Here is a 17,570-nt window from a genome sequence, read left to right as displayed (position 1 = left end):
GGAGAGCCGCATGTCCCGTTTCAGCTTCGTCCGCCGCGCCGTCGTCGCGCTGACCGCCTTCGCCGCGCTCGGCGCGGCACACGCCGAATCGCGCGAAGTCGTGATCGCGTATCAGGACATGGTCGTGCCGTGGCGCTATGCGCAGGCGAGCGGTGAAGTCGAAAAGGCGACCGGCTACAAGGTCACGTTCCGCAAGCTCGACAGCGGCGCCGACGTGATCCGTGCGCTCGCGTCGGGCTCGGTGCAGCTCGGCGAAGCAGGGTCGAGCCCGATCGCGGCCGGCCTGTCGCAGGGGCTCGACATTTCGCTGATCTGGGTGCTCGACAACATCAACGACGCGGAGGCGCTCGTCGCGCGCAACGGCTCGGGCGTAACGAGTATCGCGGCGCTCAAGGGCAAGAAAATCGGCGTGCCGTTCGTGTCGACGTCGCACTTCCACACGCTCGTCGCGCTGCAGGCCGCGGGCGTCAATCCGAACGACGTGAAGATCGTCAACCTGCGTCCGCCCGAAGTCGCGGCCGCATGGACGCGCGGCGACATCGACGCGACCTACATCTGGGATCCGGTGCTCGCGAAGGTCAAGCAGTCGGGCACGGTGCTGACGACGTCGGGCCGGGTCGCGAAGGAAAGCGGCAAGGCGACCTTCGACGGCTTCGTCGTGAACCGCAAGTTCGCGCGTGAGAACCCGGAGTTCGTCACGCGCTTCGTCAAGGTGCTCGCCGCGGCCGATGCCGACTACCGCGCGCACACGGCCGCATGGAAGGTCGGCTCGCCGCAGGTCGCGGCCGTCGCGAAGGTGTCGGGCGCGAATGCGCAGGACGTGCCCGCCAGCCTCGCGCTGTACGCATTCCCGACGCCGGCCGAACAGGCATCGTCGACGTGGCTCGGCGGCGGCGCGCAGTCGGGCGCCGCGAAATCGCTCGCGGCCACGGCCGCATTCCTGAAATCGCAAGGCACGATCCAGACGGTGCTGTCCGACTATTCGGTCGGCGTCGATCCGCAGTTCGTGCAGAAGGCCGCGCGCTGAGCGCGGCGCCGATCGCGGAGCCGTCGACATCATGAGCACACTCGAAGTCCGTCAGCTGTCGGTCGCCTATCCGGGCGAGCGCGGGCGCGCATCGACGCAGGCGCTCGCGCACGTCGACCTGCGCATCGAATCCGGCGAATTCGTCGTCGCGCTCGGCGCGTCCGGGTGCGGGAAGACGACGCTGCTGAACTGCATGGCCGGCTTCGTCGCGCCGACGACGGGCGAGGTGCGCGTCGACGGCGTGCCGATCGAGGGGCCCGGCGCCGATCGCGGCGTCGTGTTCCAGAAATACGCGCTGCTGCCGTGGCTCGACGTGCTCGGCAACGTTGCGCTCGGGCTGCGCTTCGCACGCGTGCCGAAGGCCGAGCGCGAAGCGCGTGCGCGCGACATGCTCGCGCTCGTCGGGCTCGAGCATCACGCGCATGCGCGTGTCTACGAGCTGTCGGGCGGGATGCAGCAGCGCGTCGGCATCGCGCGTGCGCTCGCGAGCGATCCGCGCGTGCTGCTGATGGACGAGCCGATGGGCGCGCTCGATGCACTGACGCGCGGCACGATGCAGGCGCTCGTGCTCGACGTGTGGGCGTGCACCGGCAAGACGGTGTTCTTCATCACGCACGACGTCGAGGAGGCGCTGTTCCTCGCGACGCGCCTCGTCGTGATGACGCCCGGCCCCGGCCGGATCGCGGAAACCTTCGAGCTGCCGTTCGCGCGCCGCTATGTCGAATCGCGCGATGCGCGCGCGGTGAAGTCGTCGCCGGAATTCATCGCATGGCGCGAGCGCCTGATCGCCTATCTGCATCGCGACGAAACGCTCGGCGAGGTCGCGTGATGGGCGAGCTCGCACGGCACGGCACCGCCGTCGGCCGCGGCCGAATCGGCATCTTGGACAGGCAGGACAGCATGAGCACTCACGATTCCTGGGCGGCCGATCGCGCGGCTGCGAGACTCGACCGACACGCGGGCGCGGCGCCGTCGCGCCGCGTATCGCGCACCGCGCGCACGTCGCACCGCTATCGGCTGCCGGGGCACGGCAACACGGCCGTGCTCAGCGCGGCGACGGTCGCGGCGCTCGCCGTGCTCTGGTGGGTCGCGACGCATCGGCAGTGGCTGCCGCCGTTGTTCCTGCCTGCGCCCGAAGCCGTATGGACTGCGTTCGTCGACGCATGGCACGGTCGCATCCAGGGCGGGCTGCCGCTGTCCGAGCATCTGCTATGGAGCGCCGCGCGCGTATTCGGGGCGTTCTTGCTCGCGACCGCGATCGGCGTGCCGGCCGGCATCCTGATGGGCGTGAGCCGCATCGCGCGCGGCGTGCTCGATCCGCTGCTCGAGTTCTACCGGCCGCTGCCGCCGCTCGCGTATCTGCCGCTCGTCGTGATCTGGTTCGGCATCGACGAGACCGCGAAGCTCGTCGTGATCTTTCTCGCCTGCTTCGCGCCGATCGCGATGGCGGCCCGCGCCGGCGTGCGAGCGGCGACCGTCGAGCAGATCAATGCCGCGTATTCGCTCGGCGGCAGTTTCGCGCAGATCGTGCGCCACGTCGTGCTGCCGGCCGCGCTGCCCGAGATTCTGACGGGGCTGCGGATCGCGATCGGCTTCGGCTGGACGACGCTCGTCGCGGCCGAGATGGTCGCGGCGACGGCCGGGCTCGGGCAGATGGTATTGAACGCGTCGAGTTTTCTGCGCACCGACATCGTCGTGATGGGCATCCTGATCATCGGTGCGATCGCGTGGCTGTTCGATCTCGCGATGCGCTGGATGGAGCGGCGCGTGGTGCCGTGGAAGGGGCGGGCGTAAGCGTCGCTGCGGCGCGGCCGCTCACTCGCCCATCGCAACCCCTTCCCGCCGCGGATCGGCGCCGCCGAACCACACCGTCTGCCCCTGCACGTTCAACCGCTGAATGCCCTGCAGCCCGGAATTCATCTGGACGAGCTGCACGTCGTGCCCGCGGCCTTTGAGCCCTTCGACGAGCGCGTCCGACACGCGGCCGCGTTCGAGCTGCGTCGGCCCGTTCATCGAGCCGAAATTCGGCAGCGCGATCGCCTGCTGCATCGTCATCCCCCAGTCGAGCACGCCGACCAGCGCCTTCGCGACATGATTGATGATCGCGGGGCCGCCGGCCGAGCCGACGATCAGCGTCACCTGCTTCGTCTTCTTGTCGAACACGAGTTCCGGCGACATCGCCGAGCGCGGCCGCTTGCCGGGCTGCACGCGATTCGCGACCGGCCGGCCGTTCTCGGTCGACACGAACGAGAAGTCGGTGAGCTGGTTGTTGAGCAGGAAGCCGCGCACCATCAGCCGCGAGCCGAACGCATCTTCGATGCTCGTCGTCATCGATAGCGCGTGACCGTAGCGGTCGATGATCGCGATGTCGGACGTCGACGGCAGCTCCGGGCTGCGATCGTCGGCCATCGCGAGCGTCGCGCCCTGCGGCGTGCCGGCCTGCGCGACGCCCATGCTGTTGTCGCCGATCAGCTGCGCGCGCTGCGCGAGATAGGACTTGTCGATCAGGCTCGCCCAGTTGCCGCCCGGCAGCGGCACGAAGTCGGGATCGGCGACGTAGCGCGCGCGATCCGCATACGCGAGCCGCCCGGCTTCGCTGAACACGTGCGCGGCGAACGGCGTCGGCTCGTAGCCGACCTCGTTGCGCACCGGCTTCTGCGCGCCGATCTGCTGCCAGTCGGGCATCGCCTCGAGGATGCCGAGCATCTGCGCGATCGCGAGCCCGCCCGACGACGGCGGCGGCATCCCGCAGACGATCGAGCGCCGGTAGTCGGCGCACAGCGGCGCGCGCACCTTCGCCTTGTAGCGCGCGAGATCCTGCATCGACAGCAGCCCGGGATTGGTCGGGTGCTTGCGCACCTTCGCGACGATGTCGCGCGCGATCGCGCCGGTATAGAACGCGTTCGCGCCGCGATCGGCGACCTGGCGCAGCACGACCGCGAGCGCGGGGTTCTTCAGCACGGTGCCGGCCGCCTTCGGCGTGCCGTCCTTGTTGTAGAAGTACGCGCGCGCGGCCGGATCGTTCATGAGATAGCGATCGTTCGCGATCAGCGTCGCGAGCCGCGGGCTGATCGTGAAACCATGCTCGGCGAGCCGGATCGCCGGCTGGAACAGCCGCCGCCACGGCAGCTTGCCGTTTGCACGATGCGCGGCCTCGAGCATGCGCAGCACACCGGGCGTGCCGACCGAGCGCCCGCCGACGACGCCTTCGTAGAAACTCATCGGCTGGCCGGTCGGGCCGTAGAACAGGTGGTCGGTCGCGGCGGCCGGCGCCGTTTCGCGGCCGTCGTACGCCTGCGTCGTCTTGCCGTCGAAGTACAGCATGAACGCGCCGCCGCCGATGCCGGACGACTGCGGCTCGACGAGCGCGAGCACCATCTGCGTCGCGATCGCCGCATCGACGGCGGTGCCGCCGGCCTTCAGCATCTCGTAGCCGGCCTGCGTCGCGAGCGGATTGGCGGCCGCGATCATGTAGTGCTGCGCGGTCCAGCCCGGCTTGTCGGTCCAGCCGGTCGCGAGTTCGGGCGCGTGCATGCCGGGCAGCGGCGCGGCGGCGCCCGAGGCGGCAACGGGCACGACCGCGGCGGGCGGCGTGGCAGGCGACGTGCAGGCGGCATTGAACGCGACGAGCGCGATGGCGGCGATCAGCGTCCACGGACGCGAAGACGGACGAAGCCGGTCGAACATGGAACCCTCTGCAGCAATGAAGTCGAAGGAGGCGGCGGGCGCGCTATTGTCGCCGCGCGGCGCGCCGATTGTCATCCGTCAGGAACCCTGACGCAGCGCGTCGGGCCCGCGCCGGCCGGTCTTTCCGGCCTGTTCGAGGATGAACTCTATGAAGGTCGAGGTCGCGCGCGTGTGATGACGGTTCGGCATGTAGAGCATGTACATGTGCGTGCCGAAGATGCTGAGCCGATACGCGTCGAGCGACGTCACGATGGCGCCGCGCCGCATGTCGTCCTGCACGACGTAGTCGGGCACGATGCCGACGCCGATGCCCGCGAGGATCGCCTGGCGCAGGAACAGGAAGTTCTCCGATACCAGCGTCGGCTCGAGCAGCACCTCGTGACGTTCGTCGCCGAGATACGCGGCAATGCGCAACTGCCGGCCCATCACCGTCGCGGTGACGACCGGGCCGGCCGACAGCGCGTCGAGGCTCGCCGGCATCCCGTGCGCGGCCGCGTAGGCGGCCGACGCGCAGGCGACGTAGCGCACCGCGCCCATGTCGCGCGCGACGAGATTCGGCGGCGGCTCGGGCATCACGCGCACCGCGATGTCGATCTCGTCGCGCATCAGATCCTCGACGCGGTTCTCGAACACGACGTCGAGCACGATGCCCGGATGCAGCCGCTTGAACGCGAGCAGCCAGTCGGCCATCACCATCTGCCCGTAGCCGCTCGGTACCGACAGCCGTACGCGGCCCTGCAGGTCCTGCCCGAGCGTCGTCACCGATTCCTGCGCGGCGAGCAGTTCGTTGCGGATGCGCCGGCCATGCTCGTACAGCTTCAGCCCGATCTCGGTGGGCTCGATGCGTCGTGTCGTGCGCCGAACGAGCTGCTGACCGATCGAGCGCTCGAGCTGGTTCAGCCGATAGCTGACGTTCGCGCGGCTCATCTTCAGCCGCTGCGCGGCCTTGCTCAGATTGCCGGCGTCGAGGATCTCGACGAGCAGCGTCAGCGCGTTCAGGTCCATCCGGGCGTCTCCGTACCGGCTCGCATACGGGCCGGCAAACGTTCAATGTCAAGTCAGACTTGACAGCTTGTAAAAGCTCGCTGGAATTGTCAATGAATCTCGATCAATCGAGAATCGAGTCATGCCCCGGCATGCCGCCGGATCTGTCCCGCCATCGCGCGATGCGCGGGATCGGAGCGGGCGTCCCGGCCCGGCCGCGCGCCGGCCGCCGCGACGCCGGCCGCCGCATCAAGGAGACACGATGAACTCGCCCGCTTTTTCCGCCCCGTCCAACGGCACCGTCACGCGCGAACGGCGCGACAAGGTGCTCGTCGTCACGATCGATCATCCGCCCGTCAACGCGCTGTCGGCCGACGTGCGCCGCGGCCTCGCGGACGCGCTCGACGCCGCGCAGGCCGACGACGCGATCCGCGCCGTGCTGATCGTCGGCGCCGGCCGCAACTTCATCGCCGGCGCGGACATCCGCGAATTCGGCAAGCCGCCGGTGCCGCCGTCGCTGCCCGACGTGTGCGCGCGCATCGAGTCGAGCGCGAAGCCGGTCGTCGTCGCGCTGCACGGCGCGACGCTCGGCGGCGGCCTCGAAGTCGCGCTCGCCGCGCATTACCGGCTCGCGGTGCCGGGCGCGAAGCTCGGGCTGCCCGAAGTCACGCTCGGGCTGCTGCCGGGCGCGGGCGGCACGCAGCGCACGCCGCGGCTGATCGGCGCGAAGGCGGCGCTCGACCTGATGCTGACGGGCCGCCACGCGAGCGCGGAGGAAGCGCTCGCGCTCGGCCTCGTCGATCGCCTCGCGCATAGCGACGACACGCTCGCCGAAGGGCTTGCCTACGCGCAGGAGCTGGTGTCGCTCGGCGCGCCGGCCCGGCGCACGCGCGACGCGCAGGCGCTGGCGGATCGCGCGGCCGCGCAGGCCGCGATCGACGCCGCGCGTGCGGAGCTGCCGAAGAAGTCGCGCGGGCTGTTCTCGCCGGCGAAGATCGTCGACGCGGTCGAAGCCGCGCTGGCGCAGCCGTTCGACGCGGGAATGAAACTCGAGCGCAGCCTGTTCCTGCAATGCATCGACAGCCCGCAGCGCGCGGGCCTCGTGCACGCGTTCTTCGCCGAACGCGAAGCCGCGAAGGTGCCCGAGGCGCGCCGCGGCACCGCGCGGCCGATCGAGCGGATCGGCGTGGTCGGCGGCGGAACGATGGGGGCGGGGATCGCGATCGCGGCGCTCGACGCCGGGCTGCCCGTCACGATGATCGAGCGCGACGAAGCCGCGCTCGCACGCGGCCGCGCGCATGTCGAGAAGGTCTACGACGCGCTCGTCGCGAAAGGGCGGATGACGCCCGCCGCGCAGGCCGCACGCATCGCGCGGCTGAAGGGCAGCACGTCGTACGACGCGCTTGCGCAGGTCGACGTCGTGATCGAAGCCGTGTTCGAGGACATGGCCGTGAAGCAGGCCGTGTTCGCGGAACTCGCACGCGTGTGCAAGCCGGGCGCGGTGCTCGCGACCAACACGTCGTATCTCGACATCGACGCGCTCGCGGCCAGCATCGATCGCCCCGCCGACGTGATCGGCCTGCATTTCTTCTCGCCGGCCAACGTGATGAAGCTGCTCGAAATCGTCGTGCCGGCCCGCGCGAGCGCGGACGTCGTCGCGACCGCGTTCGCGCTCGCGCGCCAGCTGAAGAAGATGCCGGTGCGCGCGGGCGTCTGCGACGGTTTCATCGGCAACCGCATTCTCGCCGTGTATCGCACCGCTGCCGACTACCTGATGGAAGACGGCGCGTCGCCGTACCAGATCGATCGCGCGGTGCGCGAATTCGGCTTTCCGATGGGGCCGTTCCAGGTCGTCGACCTCGCCGGCGGCGACATCGGATGGGCGACGCGCAAGCGCCGCGCGGCGACGCGCGACCCGCGCGCACGCTACGTCGAGATTTCCGACCGGCTCTGCGAGCGCGGCTGGTTCGGCCAGAAGACCGGCCGCGGCTACTACCTGTATCCGGACGGCGCGCGCGTCGGCACGCCCGATCCGGAAGTCGAAGCGATCGTGGAGCAGGAGCGCGCGAAGAAGGGCATCGTGCCGCGCGCGTTCACCGACGACGAGATTCTGCGCCGCTATCTCGCCGCGATGATCAACGAAGGCGCGAACGTCGTGCACGAGAAGATCGCGCTGCGGCCGCTCGACGTCGACGCGGTATTCCTGCACGGCTACGGCTTTCCGCGCTATCGCGGCGGCCCGATGCACTACGCGGACACGGTGGGCCTCGCGAACGTGCTCGCCGACATCCGCGCGTTCGCCGAAGAAGACCCGCTGTTCTGGAAGCCGTCGCCGCTGCTCGTCGAACTCGTCGAGCGCGGCGCGAATTTCGCGAGCCTGAACCGCATCGACTGAATGCTTTCGCACGCGTCCGTACCCGGACGCGCACACCCCTTGGATTGGACACGGATTCACGATGGACCTCAATTTCACGCCTGAAGAGGAAGCGTTTCGCGCGGACGTGCAGCGCTTCCTGCGAACCGAGCTGCCCGAGCGCACCGCGCACAAGGTCAAGCACGGCCTGCCGCTGACGCGCGACGACCTGCAGGAATGGCACGCGATCCTGAACGCGCGCGGCTGGCTCGCGAGCCACTGGCCGCGCGAATACGGCGGCCCCGGCTGGAGCGTCGCGCAGAAGTTCCTGTTCGACAACGAATGCGCGCTGGCCGGCGCGCCGCGCATCGTGCCGTTCGGCGTCAACATGCTCGGGCCCGTGCTGATCAAGTACGGCAGCGAAGCGCAGAAGCGCCACTGGCTGCCGCGCATCCTCGACGGTACCGACTGGTGGTGCCAGGGCTATTCGGAGCCCGGCGCGGGATCGGATCTCGCGTCGGTGAAGACGAGCGCCGTGCGCGTCGGCGATCACTACGTCGTGAACGGGCAGAAGACGTGGACCACGCTCGGCCACTACGCGAACATGATCTTCTGCCTCGTGCGTACGGCGACCGACGTGCGCAAGCAGGAAGGCATCAGCTTCCTGCTGATCGACATGAACACGCCGGGCGTCGAGGTGCGGCCGATCATCACGCTCGACGGCGAGCACGAAGTGAACGAGGTGTTCTTCACCGACGTGCGCGTGCCGGTCGAGAACCTCGTCGGCGAGGAGAACCACGGCTGGACCTACGCGAAATACCTGCTCACCTACGAGCGCACCAACATCGCGGGCGTCGGCTTTTCGACGGCCGCGCTCGACCGGCTGCGCGCGGTCGCCGCGAAGGTCGAGAAGAACGGCCGGCCGCTCGCCGACGATCCGTTCTTCGCGGCGCGCATCGCGCGCGTCGAGATCGAGCTCGAGAACATGCGCACGACGAACCTGCGCGTGCTGGCCGCGGTCGCCGGCGGCGGCGCGCCGGGCGCGGAAAGCTCGATGCTGAAGATCCGCGGCACGCAGATCCGCCAGGAAATCACGTCGCTGATGCGCCGCGCGATGGGGCCGTACGCGCAGCCGTTCGTCGACGACGCGCTCGACGCGGACGACGGCGACGGCGCCGAGCCGATCGGCCCGGACGGTGCCGCGCGCGCCGCACAGCAGTACTTCAACAACCGCAAGCTGTCGATCTTCGGCGGCTCGAACGAGATCCAGAAGAACATCATCGCGAAGATGATGCTCGGGCTGTAACGAGGGAACGCGACGATGGATTTCCAGCACACAGAAGACCGCCGGATGCTGGCGGACACGTTGAACCGCTTCATCGCCGAGCAGTATCCGTTCGCGGTGCGCGACCGCATCGCGCAGTCGGCCGACGGTTTCGACCGCACGATGTGGCGGCGCTTTGCCGAACTCGGTGCGGTCGGCGCGTTGTTTCCCGAAGCCGACGGCGGGTTCGGCGGCGCGGGCTTCGACATCGCGGTGGTATTCGAATGCCTCGGACGCGGGCTCGTCGTCGAGCCGTTCCTCGGCACGCTGCTCGCGGGGCGCGCACTGTCGCTCGCGGGCGGCGACGCGCATCGCGCGATGCTGGCCGCGCTGATCGACGGCAGTGCGAGCGCCGCATTCGCGCACGACGAGCCGGGCTCGCACTACGAACTGACGACGGTGCGCACGCGTGCCGAGCGCACCGGCGACGGCTGGGTATTGACGGGCGCAAAGGGCGTCGTCGACCAGGCCGCGCAGGCGACGTTCTTCGTCGTCAGCGCGCGCGTCGCGGGTCGCGACGACGACGCGGCCGGCATCGCCCTGTTCGTCGTGCCGGCAAACGCGGCGGGCGTGTCGCTGCGCGATTATCGCAAGATCGACGGCGGCCGCGCGGCCGAGGTGCGCTTCGAGCGCGTCGCGCTGCCGGCCGATGCGGCACTCGGAGATCACGACGGCGAGCAGGGCGCGGCGCTGCTCGAGCGCGTGCTCGGGTACGGGCTGCTCGCGCTGTCCGCGGAAGCGCTCGGCGCGATGGACGTCGCGAAGGCGCACACGCTCGACTATCTGCGCACGCGCAAGCAGTTCGGCATGCCGATCGGCAGCTTTCAGGCGCTGCAGCACCGGATGGCCGACCTGCTGCTCGAAGTCGAGCAGGCGCGCTCGGCCGTGATCAATGCGGCCGCGCAGCTCGACGCGCCGCGCGACGTGCGCGAGCGCGCGCTCGCCGCCGCGAAATACACGATCGGCCGGATCGGCACGCGCGTCGCGGAGGAGAGCATCCAGCTGCACGGCGGGATCGGGATGACGTGGGAGCTGCCGCTGTCGCACTACGCGAAGCGGCTCGTGATGATCGATCACCAGCTCGGCGACGAGGATCATCATCTCGCGCGCTATATCGCGCTGTCGAAACGATAACGCGCGATCGCAAATGGAGGAGACGAACATGACGAACGAACCGCGTGCGCTGCCGCTTGCCGGCGTCAAGGTGCTCGACGTGTCGCGCGTGCTCGCGGGCCCGTGGTGCGCGATGGTGCTCGCCGATTTCGGCGCGGAAGTCGTGAAGGTCGAGCATCCCGCGCGCGGCGACGATACGCGCGACTGGGGCATCCGGATCGGCGACACCGAAACCACGTATTTCAACAGCGTGAACCGCAGCAAGCGCTCGCTCTGCATCGACCTGCAGACGGAGGCCGGGCAGCGGATCGCGCAGGACCTCGCCGCGCAGGCCGACGTGCTGATTCACAACTTCAAGCTCGGCGGCGCGGAAAAGCTCGGGCTCGGCTACGAGACGCTTGCCGAACGCAATCCGCGCCTCGTGCATTGCGCGATTTCGGGCTACGACCGCTCGGGCCCGGAAGCCGCTCGCCCCGGCTACGACCTCGTCGTGCAGGGCGAGGCGGGGCTGATGGCGCTGAACGGCGAAGCGGGCCAGCCGCCGCTGAAGTTCGGCGTCGCGGCGGTCGACCTGTTCACCGGCATGTATTCGGCGCAGGCGATTCTCGCCGCGCTGTACGAGCGGCACGCGACCGGGCGCGGGCGGCGTATCGAGATGGCGCTGTTCGACTGCGGGCTGATGATCACGGCGTACTACGGGCTCGACGCGCTGCTGATGGAGAAGGACCCGCCGCGCTACGGCAACGCGCATCCGTCGATCGTGCCGTACGGCGTGTTCGATGCGGCCGACGGCCCGCTCGTGATCACGGTCGGCAACAACACGCAGTTCGCGCGCTTTTGCGACGTGCTCGAACGGCCCGATCTCGCTGTCGATCCGCGCTATCGCACCAATCTCGGCCGCTCGGAGAATCGCGCGGATCTGCTGCCCGAACTGCGCCGCGAGCTCGCGCGCCGGCCGCGCGCGGCGCTGCTCACCGCGCTCGCCGACGCCGGGATCCCGTGTGGCGAGGTGCTCGGGTTGCACGAGGCGCTGACGTCCGAGCGCGCGACGCGCGCGGGGCTCGTCACGCGGCAGCCGCATCCGGTCGCGGGCGGCGTGCACGTGCTCGCGCCGCCGTACCGCTTCGACGGCGCGCGATTGCCGGTGCGCGGTGCGCCGCCGGTGCTCGGCGCCGATACCGATGCGGTGCTCGGCAGCTGGCTCGGGCTCTCCGCCGACGACGTCGCGCGGCTGCGCGCGGACCGCGTCGTGTAACCGATCATGCCGCCGCGGCGCGGGCGGCTCGGTTCACGCGCCGGTCATCGACAAGACAGCGTCGCGAGACGACGCACAGGAGACACCATGGAGCTTTCCGTCATCGAATCGGTCACGGCGCGCCGTGACTATCAGCAGCTCGTGCGCGCGCGGCGCCGCTTCAGCTTCGCGCTGACGGCGCTGATGATCGCCACCTACTACGGTTTCATCCTGCTCGTCGCGCTCGCGCCGCAGGTGCTCGCCGCGCCGCTGTACCGCGGTGCGACGACGACGGTCGGCATTGCCGCCGGCGTCGCGATCATCGCGATCGCCGTCGCGCTGACCGCGTGCTACGTGCTGCGTGCGAACCGCGCGTTCGACCGCCGCGTCGACGCGCTGCTCGGCCGTTGGTGAGGGAGGCTGCGATGCGACGCTCATCGATCGCGCTCGGCGCGCTGTCCGTCTTCGTTTCGTCTGCCGCGCATGCGGTATCGGTCGCCGGCCCGATGCCGGACAAGGTCGAGCTGAACCCGGTCGCGATCGCGATGTTCTTCGCGTTCGTGTTCGCGACGCTCGCGCTCACGCGGTGGGCCGCGCGCCGCACGCGCTCGACGCGCGACTTCTACACGGCCGGCGGCGGCATCACGGGGCTGCAGAACGGCCTTGCGATCGCGGGCGACTACATGTCGGCCGCCTCGTTCCTCGGGCTGTCGGGGATGGTGTTCATGTTCGGCTTCGACGGGCTCATCTACTCGATCGGCTTTCTCGTCGGCTGGCCGTTCGTGATGTTCCTGATCGCCGAGCCGCTGCGCAATCTCGGCAAGTTCACGTTCGTCGACGTCGTCGCGTACCGCTTCGCGCAGCGCCCGATCCGGCTGCTGACGTCCGCGAACGCGCTGACGATCGTGGTGCTGTATCTGGTCGTGCAGATGGTCGGTGCGGGCAAGCTGATCCAGCTGCTGTTCGGGCTGTCGTACGGCAGCGCGGAGCTGATCGTCGGCGTGCTGATGGTCGTCTACGTGTTCTTCGGCGGAATGACCGCGACGACCTGGGTGCAGGTGATCAAGGCCGTGCTGCTGCTCGCCGGCGCGTCGCTGCTCGCGTGGCTCGCGCTTGCCGAATTCGGCTTCAGCGTCGACGAGATGTTCCGCCGCGCCGTGGCCGTGCATCCGGGCGCGCTCTCGATCATGGGGCCCGGCAAGCTGATCCGCGATCCGGCCAACGCGCTCTCGCTCGGCATCGCGCTGATGTTCGGCACGGCCGGCTTCCCGCATATCCTGATGCGCTTCTTTACGGTGCCGAACGCGAAGGAGGCGCGCAAGTCGGTGCTGTATGCGACCGGCTTCATCGGCTATTTCTACCTGCTGACGTTCGTGATCGGCTTCTCGGCGATCGTGCTGCTCGCGCAGCATCCCGAGTTCTTCCGCGTCGCCGCGAACGGCACGTTCAACCTCACGCACGACCTGCTCGGCGGCTCGAACATGGTGGCCGTGAAGCTCGCGCAGGCGGTGGGCGGCAACGTCTTCTACGGCTTCATCGCGGCCGTCACGTTCGCGACGATCCTCGCCGTCGTCGCGGGGCTCACGCTCGCCGGCGCGACGACGATCTCGCACGACCTGTACGCGCAGATGTGGGCGCGCGGCAAGCCCGACGAGCGGCTCGAGATGCGCATCTCGCGCGCGGCGACGATCGTGCTGTCCGCGCTCGCGATCGGGCTGTCGATCCTGTTCGAGCATGTCAACGTCGCGTTCATGGTCGGGCTCGTCGCGGCGGTCGCGGCGAGCGCGAATTTCCCGGTGCTCGCGATGTCGATCTTCTGGCGCGGGATGACGACGCGCGGCGCGGTGCTCGGCGGCGGCCTCGGCCTCGTGTCGGCCGTCGTGCTGACCGTGCTGTCGAAGTCGGTGTGGGTCGACGTGCTGCACCATGCGCACGCGCCGGTGTTCCTCGACAACCCGGCGCTCGTGTCGGTGCCGCTCGCGTTCGTGGCGATCGTCGTCGGCTCGCTCTTGGATCGCAGCGAGCGTGCGCGGCGCGAGCGCGAGGCATTCACACAGCAGGAGTTCTACGCGCAGACGGGCGTGCTGGCCGGCCCGGCGGTGCACCACTGATTCGTCCGATGAATCGCCGCATCCGTCCGGATCGCCGGACGGATGCTTTCCGGATTTCCGGAATCCTGGATTCCGCGCGCCGCGCGCGGAGCGGGAAACCCAACGAAAACAACGGCTTGCAGGCTTGCGAAAGCCTGGCATCGACCTTGCAATAAAAAACGCACGGCCTTCCCCGGGCCCGACGATTAAACCAAGGAGACAATCGATGACCGACGCCTTCCTCCCCCTTCGGATGTCCTGAGGCATCGCTTGTTGCGGCATGGCAGCCGCGCGGGCGCGTGCCGCGGCGGGTATTGCCCTCCGTCCTCGTCCCTTTCCGCGCGCGTGACGCCGTTTCCCCCGGCTCATCTACTTCAGCAGGAACCATCGTGAAGAAGAAACCCTTCTACAAAGTGCTTTATGTGCAGGTGATCTTCGCCATCATCGTCGGCGTGATCCTCGGTCACTACTATCCGTCGCTCGCCACCGAGATGAAACCGCTCGGCGACGGGTTCATCAAGCTGATCAAGATGGTGATCGGTCCGATCATCTTCTGTACGGTCGTCACCGGCATCGCCGGGATGGAGGACATGAAGAAGGTCGGCCGCGTCGGCGGCAAGGCGCTGCTGTACTTCGAGATCGTGTCGACGTTCGCGCTCGTGCTCGGTCTCGCGGCGACGCACATCCTGCGTCCGGGCGTCGGCTTCAACATCGATCCGGCGACGCTCGACGGCAAGGCCGTCGCGTCGTACGCGGCGAAGGCGCACGGCCAGTCGACGGTCGACTTCCTGATGCACATCATCCCGAACACGATGGTCGACGCGTTCGCGCAGGGCGAGATCCTGCAGATCCTGCTGATCGCGCTGCTGTTCGGCAGCGTGCTCGCGCACCTCGGCGAGCGCGGCAAGGTCGTCACGGACTTCATCGACGGCCTCACGCGCGTGCTGTTCGGCATCGTGCACATCGTCACGAAGCTCGCACCGATCGGCGCGTTCGGCGCGATGGCGTTCACGATCGGCAAGTACGGCGTCGGCTCGCTGGTGCCGCTGCTGAAGCTGATCGGCACGTTCTACCTGACCTCGGTCGTGTTCGTGCTCGTCGTGCTCGGCGCGATCGCGCGCTTCACCGGCTTCTCGATCATCCGCTTCGTGTCCTACATCAAGGAAGAGCTGCTGATCGTGCTCGGCACGAGCTCGTCGGAAGCCGCGCTGCCGCAGCTGATGGAAAAGCTCGAGAAGGCCGGCTGCTCGCGTTCGGTCGTCGGCCTCGTCGTGCCGACCGGCTATTCGTTCAACCTCGACGGCACCAACATCTACATGACGATGGCCGTGCTGTTCATCGCGCAGGCGACCAACATCGAGCTGACGTGGATGCAGCAGCTCACGCTGCTCGCGGTCGCGATGCTGACCTCGAAGGGCGCGAGCGGCGTCACGGGCGCGGGCTTCATCACGCTCGCCGCGACGCTTGCCGTCGTGCCGACGATTCCGCTGTCGGGCATGGTGCTGATCCTCGGCATCGACCGCTTCATGAGCGAATGCCGCGCGCTGACGAACATCGTCGGCAACGGCGTCGCGACCGTCGTCGTGTCGGCATGGGAAAAGGAACTCGATCGTGCGAAGCTGCGCCAGGCGCTGAAGGGCGGCGGCGAAGTCGCGGCGACCGAGACGGCCGGCGTCTGATGCGATGAACGGGCAGGCGGCCGCGCCGTCCGCGCGCGCCGCGCCGCGCGGCGGCGATCGCGATCGGTACGCGTATGACACAATAGGCGATCCGCATCGCCAGGAAGTCCCGACCGTGAAGCGCCGCCTGCTCGTCCTCGCCGTGCTCGCCGCGATGCTCGCGGCAGCCTGCGCGCTGACGTGGACCGTCACGTGGCGGCGCGGCGTCGCCGAGCTGCAGCGCAACGCCGCCGTACGCGTCGACCGCACGACCAACGCACTGAAGAGCACGCTCGATCGCTACGAATCGCTGCCCTATCTGCTCGGCAGCCATCCGTACGTGCAGGAGCTGCTCGCCGCACCGAAGCGCGCCGATTACGTCGCGCGCACGAACCGCTACCTCGAAGACCTCAACGAACACGCGCATGCGACCGTCACCTACGTGATCGGCGCGGACGGCCTCTGTGTCGCCGCGAGCAACTGGCGCGCGCCCGACAGCTTCGTCGGGATCGAATACCGCTTCCGTCCGTATTTCATCGACGCGATGCACGGCCGCGTCGGCCGCTTCTTCGGCATCGGCACGATCTCGCGCGACCCCGGCTACTACATCTCGCAGCCCGTCTGGCGCGACGGCGGGATCGCGGGCGTCGTCGTCGTGAAGCTCAATCTCGAATGGTTCCAGGGCGCCGATGCGTCCGAGCCGCTCGTCGTCGCGGACGAGCACGGCGTCGTGTTCCTGTCGTCGGTGCCTGCGTGGAAATACCACACGCTGAAGCCGCTGACGGAGCCCGTCGCCGCCTCGATCTTCGAGACGCGCCAGTATGCGCAGCAGCCCGTCACGCCGTTGCCGATGCGCGTCGAGCAGGTGCTCGGCGGCGATGCGGAGATCGTGCGCGTCGGCTCGGGCCGTCGTGCGCCGCGCTTTCTCGCGACGCGGCGCCGCATCGGCGAGCCCGACTGGCAGCTCGTCACGCTCGCGCCGATCGCGCCCGTCGACGCCGACGCGCGCAACGCGACGATCGTGACCGGCTTCGGCTTCGTGTCGGTCGCGCTGCTCGCGTTCTACTGGCGCATGCGCCGCGCGCGCGTGCGCGAGATGATCCGCAGCCGCGCGCTGCTGCAGCAGGCGTACGCGGAACTGAACCGGCGCGTCGAGGAACGCACGGCCGACCTGTCGGAGGCGAACGAGCAGCTGCAGAAGGAAGTCGGCGACCGGATCCGCGCGGAGCAGGAGCTGCGCGCCGCGCACGACGAACTGATCCAGGCGAGCAAGCTCGCGGCGCTCGGCCAGATGGCGGCCGGCATCACGCACGAGCTGAACCAGCCGCTCGCCGCGCTGCGCAGCTTCTCCGACAACACGCGCGTGCTGCTCGATCGCGGCGAACAGGCGGCCGCACGCGAGAATCTCGAGGCGATCGCCGCGCTGACCGAGCGCATGGGCAAGATCACGAACCAGCTGAAGCTGTTCGTCGGCCGCGCGCGTCCGCGCAACGAGCGCGCGCTCGTCGTGCGCGCACTGCGCGGCGTGCTCGCGCTGCTCGGCGAACGGCTGCGCGGCGTCGCGCTGACGCTCACGCTGCAGGACGCGACCGTATCGCCCGCGCGCGATGCGCCGCTCGACATCGCGCACGACCATCCGGAACTCGTCGCGCGCTGCGAGGACCTGCGCCTCGAGCAGGTGCTGATCAACCTGCTCGGCAACGCGCTCGACGCGGTCGCGACCGTCGCGGCGCCCGCGATCGAGGTGACGGTCGCGGTGTCGAGCGCGACCGTCGCGATCGAGGTGCGCGACAACGGCCCCGGCATTCCGCCCGAGCTGCTGCCGCGCCTGTTCGAACCGTTTTTCACGACGAAGGAGATGGGCAGCGGGCTCGGTCTCGGGCTCGCGATCTCGTCGTCGATCGCGAGCGACGCGGGCGGCTCGCTGACCGCGCGCAATGCGCCCTCGGGCGGCGCGCTGTTCGTCTTGACGCTGCGGCGCGCGCACACGCATCATCCGGACTCCGTGTCCGAGCCGGCCGGCCTGCAGTGAGCGCGTGCGCGCTGCGCGTCCGGCGCCCGGCGGCATCAACGACGCCGCGCGCGCGACGGCGCGTGCTG

The 17,570-nt window shown here is 69.4% G+C and carries 14 protein-coding genes; 12 read left to right on the top strand and 2 right to left on the bottom strand.

The genetic code is table 11. The features are described 5' to 3' along the window. Positions 1-10: 10 nt before the first annotated feature. The 3 genes from tauA to ACSHSS_RS04285 are packed head-to-tail and all read left to right on the top strand — an operon-like array spanning position 11 to position 2,821. The gene (gene tauA, locus ACSHSS_RS04295; RefSeq protein WP_261512159.1) at positions 11-1,027 is read left to right on the top strand and encodes a taurine ABC transporter substrate-binding protein; all 1,017 of its coding nucleotides are present in this window, start codon (positions 11-13) and stop codon (positions 1,025-1,027) included. Between the two features lie 31 nt (positions 1,028-1,058). Continuing rightward, entirely contained in the window at positions 1,059-1,856 is a 798-nt protein-coding gene (locus tag ACSHSS_RS04290; RefSeq protein WP_261512160.1) for a taurine ABC transporter ATP-binding protein, read from the top strand. Continuing rightward, positions 1,856-2,821: an ABC transporter permease subunit gene (locus ACSHSS_RS04285; RefSeq protein ID WP_261512164.1), complete on the top strand. Its 966-nt coding sequence runs from the start codon at positions 1,856-1,858 to the stop codon at positions 2,819-2,821. Before ACSHSS_RS04290 ends, ACSHSS_RS04285 begins: the two co-directional genes overlap by 1 nt. 21 nt (positions 2,822-2,842) lie before the next feature. Here ACSHSS_RS04285 and ggt read toward each other — a convergent pair whose 3' ends face one another. Next, entirely contained in the window at positions 2,843-4,714 is a 1,872-nt protein-coding gene (gene ggt / locus ACSHSS_RS04280; RefSeq protein WP_261512165.1) for a gamma-glutamyltransferase, read from the bottom strand. A 78-nt stretch (positions 4,715-4,792) separates the two neighbouring features. After that, positions 4,793-5,719, bottom strand: coding sequence for a LysR family transcriptional regulator (locus ACSHSS_RS04275; RefSeq protein WP_006398158.1), 927 nt, complete (start codon positions 5,717-5,719; stop codon positions 4,793-4,795). Positions 5,720-5,811: 92 nt separating this feature from the next. On the opposite strand from ACSHSS_RS04275, the gene ACSHSS_RS04270 reads away from it, so the two are divergent. The 9 genes from ACSHSS_RS04270 (at position 5,812) to ACSHSS_RS04230 (ending at position 17,502) form a co-directional block, all read left to right on the top strand. After that, positions 5,812-5,964, top strand: coding sequence for a hypothetical protein (locus ACSHSS_RS04270; RefSeq protein ID WP_217101711.1), 153 nt, complete (start codon positions 5,812-5,814; stop codon positions 5,962-5,964). Further along, on the top strand, positions 5,961-8,093 hold the full coding sequence (locus tag ACSHSS_RS04265) for a 3-hydroxyacyl-CoA dehydrogenase NAD-binding domain-containing protein (RefSeq protein WP_006411006.1): 2,133 nt from the start codon (positions 5,961-5,963) through the stop codon (positions 8,091-8,093). The genes ACSHSS_RS04270 and ACSHSS_RS04265 overlap by 4 nt, the downstream gene beginning before the upstream one ends. A 61-nt stretch (positions 8,094-8,154) precedes the next feature. Continuing rightward, on the top strand, positions 8,155-9,357 hold the full coding sequence (locus tag ACSHSS_RS04260) for an acyl-CoA dehydrogenase family protein (RefSeq protein ID WP_261512167.1): 1,203 nt from the start codon (positions 8,155-8,157) through the stop codon (positions 9,355-9,357). 15 nt (positions 9,358-9,372) lie between these two features. Further along, positions 9,373-10,509 (top strand): acyl-CoA dehydrogenase family protein, encoded by a 1,137-nt coding sequence (locus ACSHSS_RS04255; protein WP_261512168.1) that lies wholly within the window; start codon positions 9,373-9,375, stop codon positions 10,507-10,509. Positions 10,510-10,537: 28 nt separating this feature from the next. Beyond that, entirely contained in the window at positions 10,538-11,743 is a 1,206-nt protein-coding gene (locus ACSHSS_RS04250) for a CaiB/BaiF CoA transferase family protein (RefSeq protein WP_006398163.1), read from the top strand. A gap of 87 nt (positions 11,744-11,830) precedes the next feature. Next, entirely contained in the window at positions 11,831-12,136 is a 306-nt protein-coding gene (locus tag ACSHSS_RS04245) for a DUF485 domain-containing protein (protein ID WP_175794545.1), read from the top strand. 11 nt (positions 12,137-12,147) lie between these two features. Further along, positions 12,148-13,833 carry a cation acetate symporter gene (locus ACSHSS_RS04240; protein ID WP_006398165.1) on the top strand — a complete coding sequence of 562 codons (1,686 nt, stop codon included), beginning with the start codon at positions 12,148-12,150 and terminating at the stop codon, positions 13,831-13,833. Between the two features lie 368 nt (positions 13,834-14,201). Next, positions 14,202-15,491: a dicarboxylate/amino acid:cation symporter gene (locus tag ACSHSS_RS04235; RefSeq protein WP_105756912.1), complete on the top strand. Its 1,290-nt coding sequence runs from the start codon at positions 14,202-14,204 to the stop codon at positions 15,489-15,491. 4 nt (positions 15,492-15,495) lie between these two features. Next, positions 15,496-17,502 carry a sensor histidine kinase gene (locus ACSHSS_RS04230; protein ID WP_105840909.1) on the top strand — a complete coding sequence of 669 codons (2,007 nt, stop codon included), beginning with the start codon at positions 15,496-15,498 and terminating at the stop codon, positions 17,500-17,502. The last annotated feature ends 68 nt before the right edge of the window (positions 17,503-17,570 follow it).

This window comes from Burkholderia sp. BC1, from assembly GCF_052683555.1.
Note: the sequence above shows the minus strand (reverse complement) of the source record. Positions and strands in the feature narration are given on the sequence as shown.

Bases quoted from the DNA above. Each gene is read 5' to 3' on its own strand.
- ACSHSS_RS04270 (WP_217101711.1), top strand. From the start codon at position 5,812: ATGAATCTCGATCAATCGAGAATCGAGTCATGCCCCGGCATGCCGCCG.
- ACSHSS_RS04230 (WP_105840909.1), top strand. From the start codon at position 15,496: ATGAACGGGCAGGCGGCCGCGCCGTCCGCGCGCGCCGCGCCGCGCGGC.
- ACSHSS_RS04250 (WP_006398163.1), top strand. From the start codon at position 10,538: ATGACGAACGAACCGCGTGCGCTGCCGCTTGCCGGCGTCAAGGTGCTC.
- ACSHSS_RS04290 (WP_261512160.1), top strand. From the start codon at position 1,059: ATGAGCACACTCGAAGTCCGTCAGCTGTCGGTCGCCTATCCGGGCGAG.
- ACSHSS_RS04245 (WP_175794545.1), top strand. From the start codon at position 11,831: ATGGAGCTTTCCGTCATCGAATCGGTCACGGCGCGCCGTGACTATCAG.
- ACSHSS_RS04255 (WP_261512168.1), top strand. From the start codon at position 9,373: ATGGATTTCCAGCACACAGAAGACCGCCGGATGCTGGCGGACACGTTG.
- ACSHSS_RS04275 (WP_006398158.1), bottom strand. From the start codon at position 5,719: ATGGACCTGAACGCGCTGACGCTGCTCGTCGAGATCCTCGACGCCGGC.
- ACSHSS_RS04260 (WP_261512167.1), top strand. From the start codon at position 8,155: ATGGACCTCAATTTCACGCCTGAAGAGGAAGCGTTTCGCGCGGACGTG.
- tauA (WP_261512159.1), top strand. From the start codon at position 11: ATGTCCCGTTTCAGCTTCGTCCGCCGCGCCGTCGTCGCGCTGACCGCC.
- ACSHSS_RS04285 (WP_261512164.1), top strand. From the start codon at position 1,856: ATGGGCGAGCTCGCACGGCACGGCACCGCCGTCGGCCGCGGCCGAATC.
- ACSHSS_RS04265 (WP_006411006.1), top strand. From the start codon at position 5,961: ATGAACTCGCCCGCTTTTTCCGCCCCGTCCAACGGCACCGTCACGCGC.
- ACSHSS_RS04240 (WP_006398165.1), top strand. From the start codon at position 12,148: ATGCGACGCTCATCGATCGCGCTCGGCGCGCTGTCCGTCTTCGTTTCG.
- ggt (WP_261512165.1), bottom strand. From the start codon at position 4,714: ATGTTCGACCGGCTTCGTCCGTCTTCGCGTCCGTGGACGCTGATCGCC.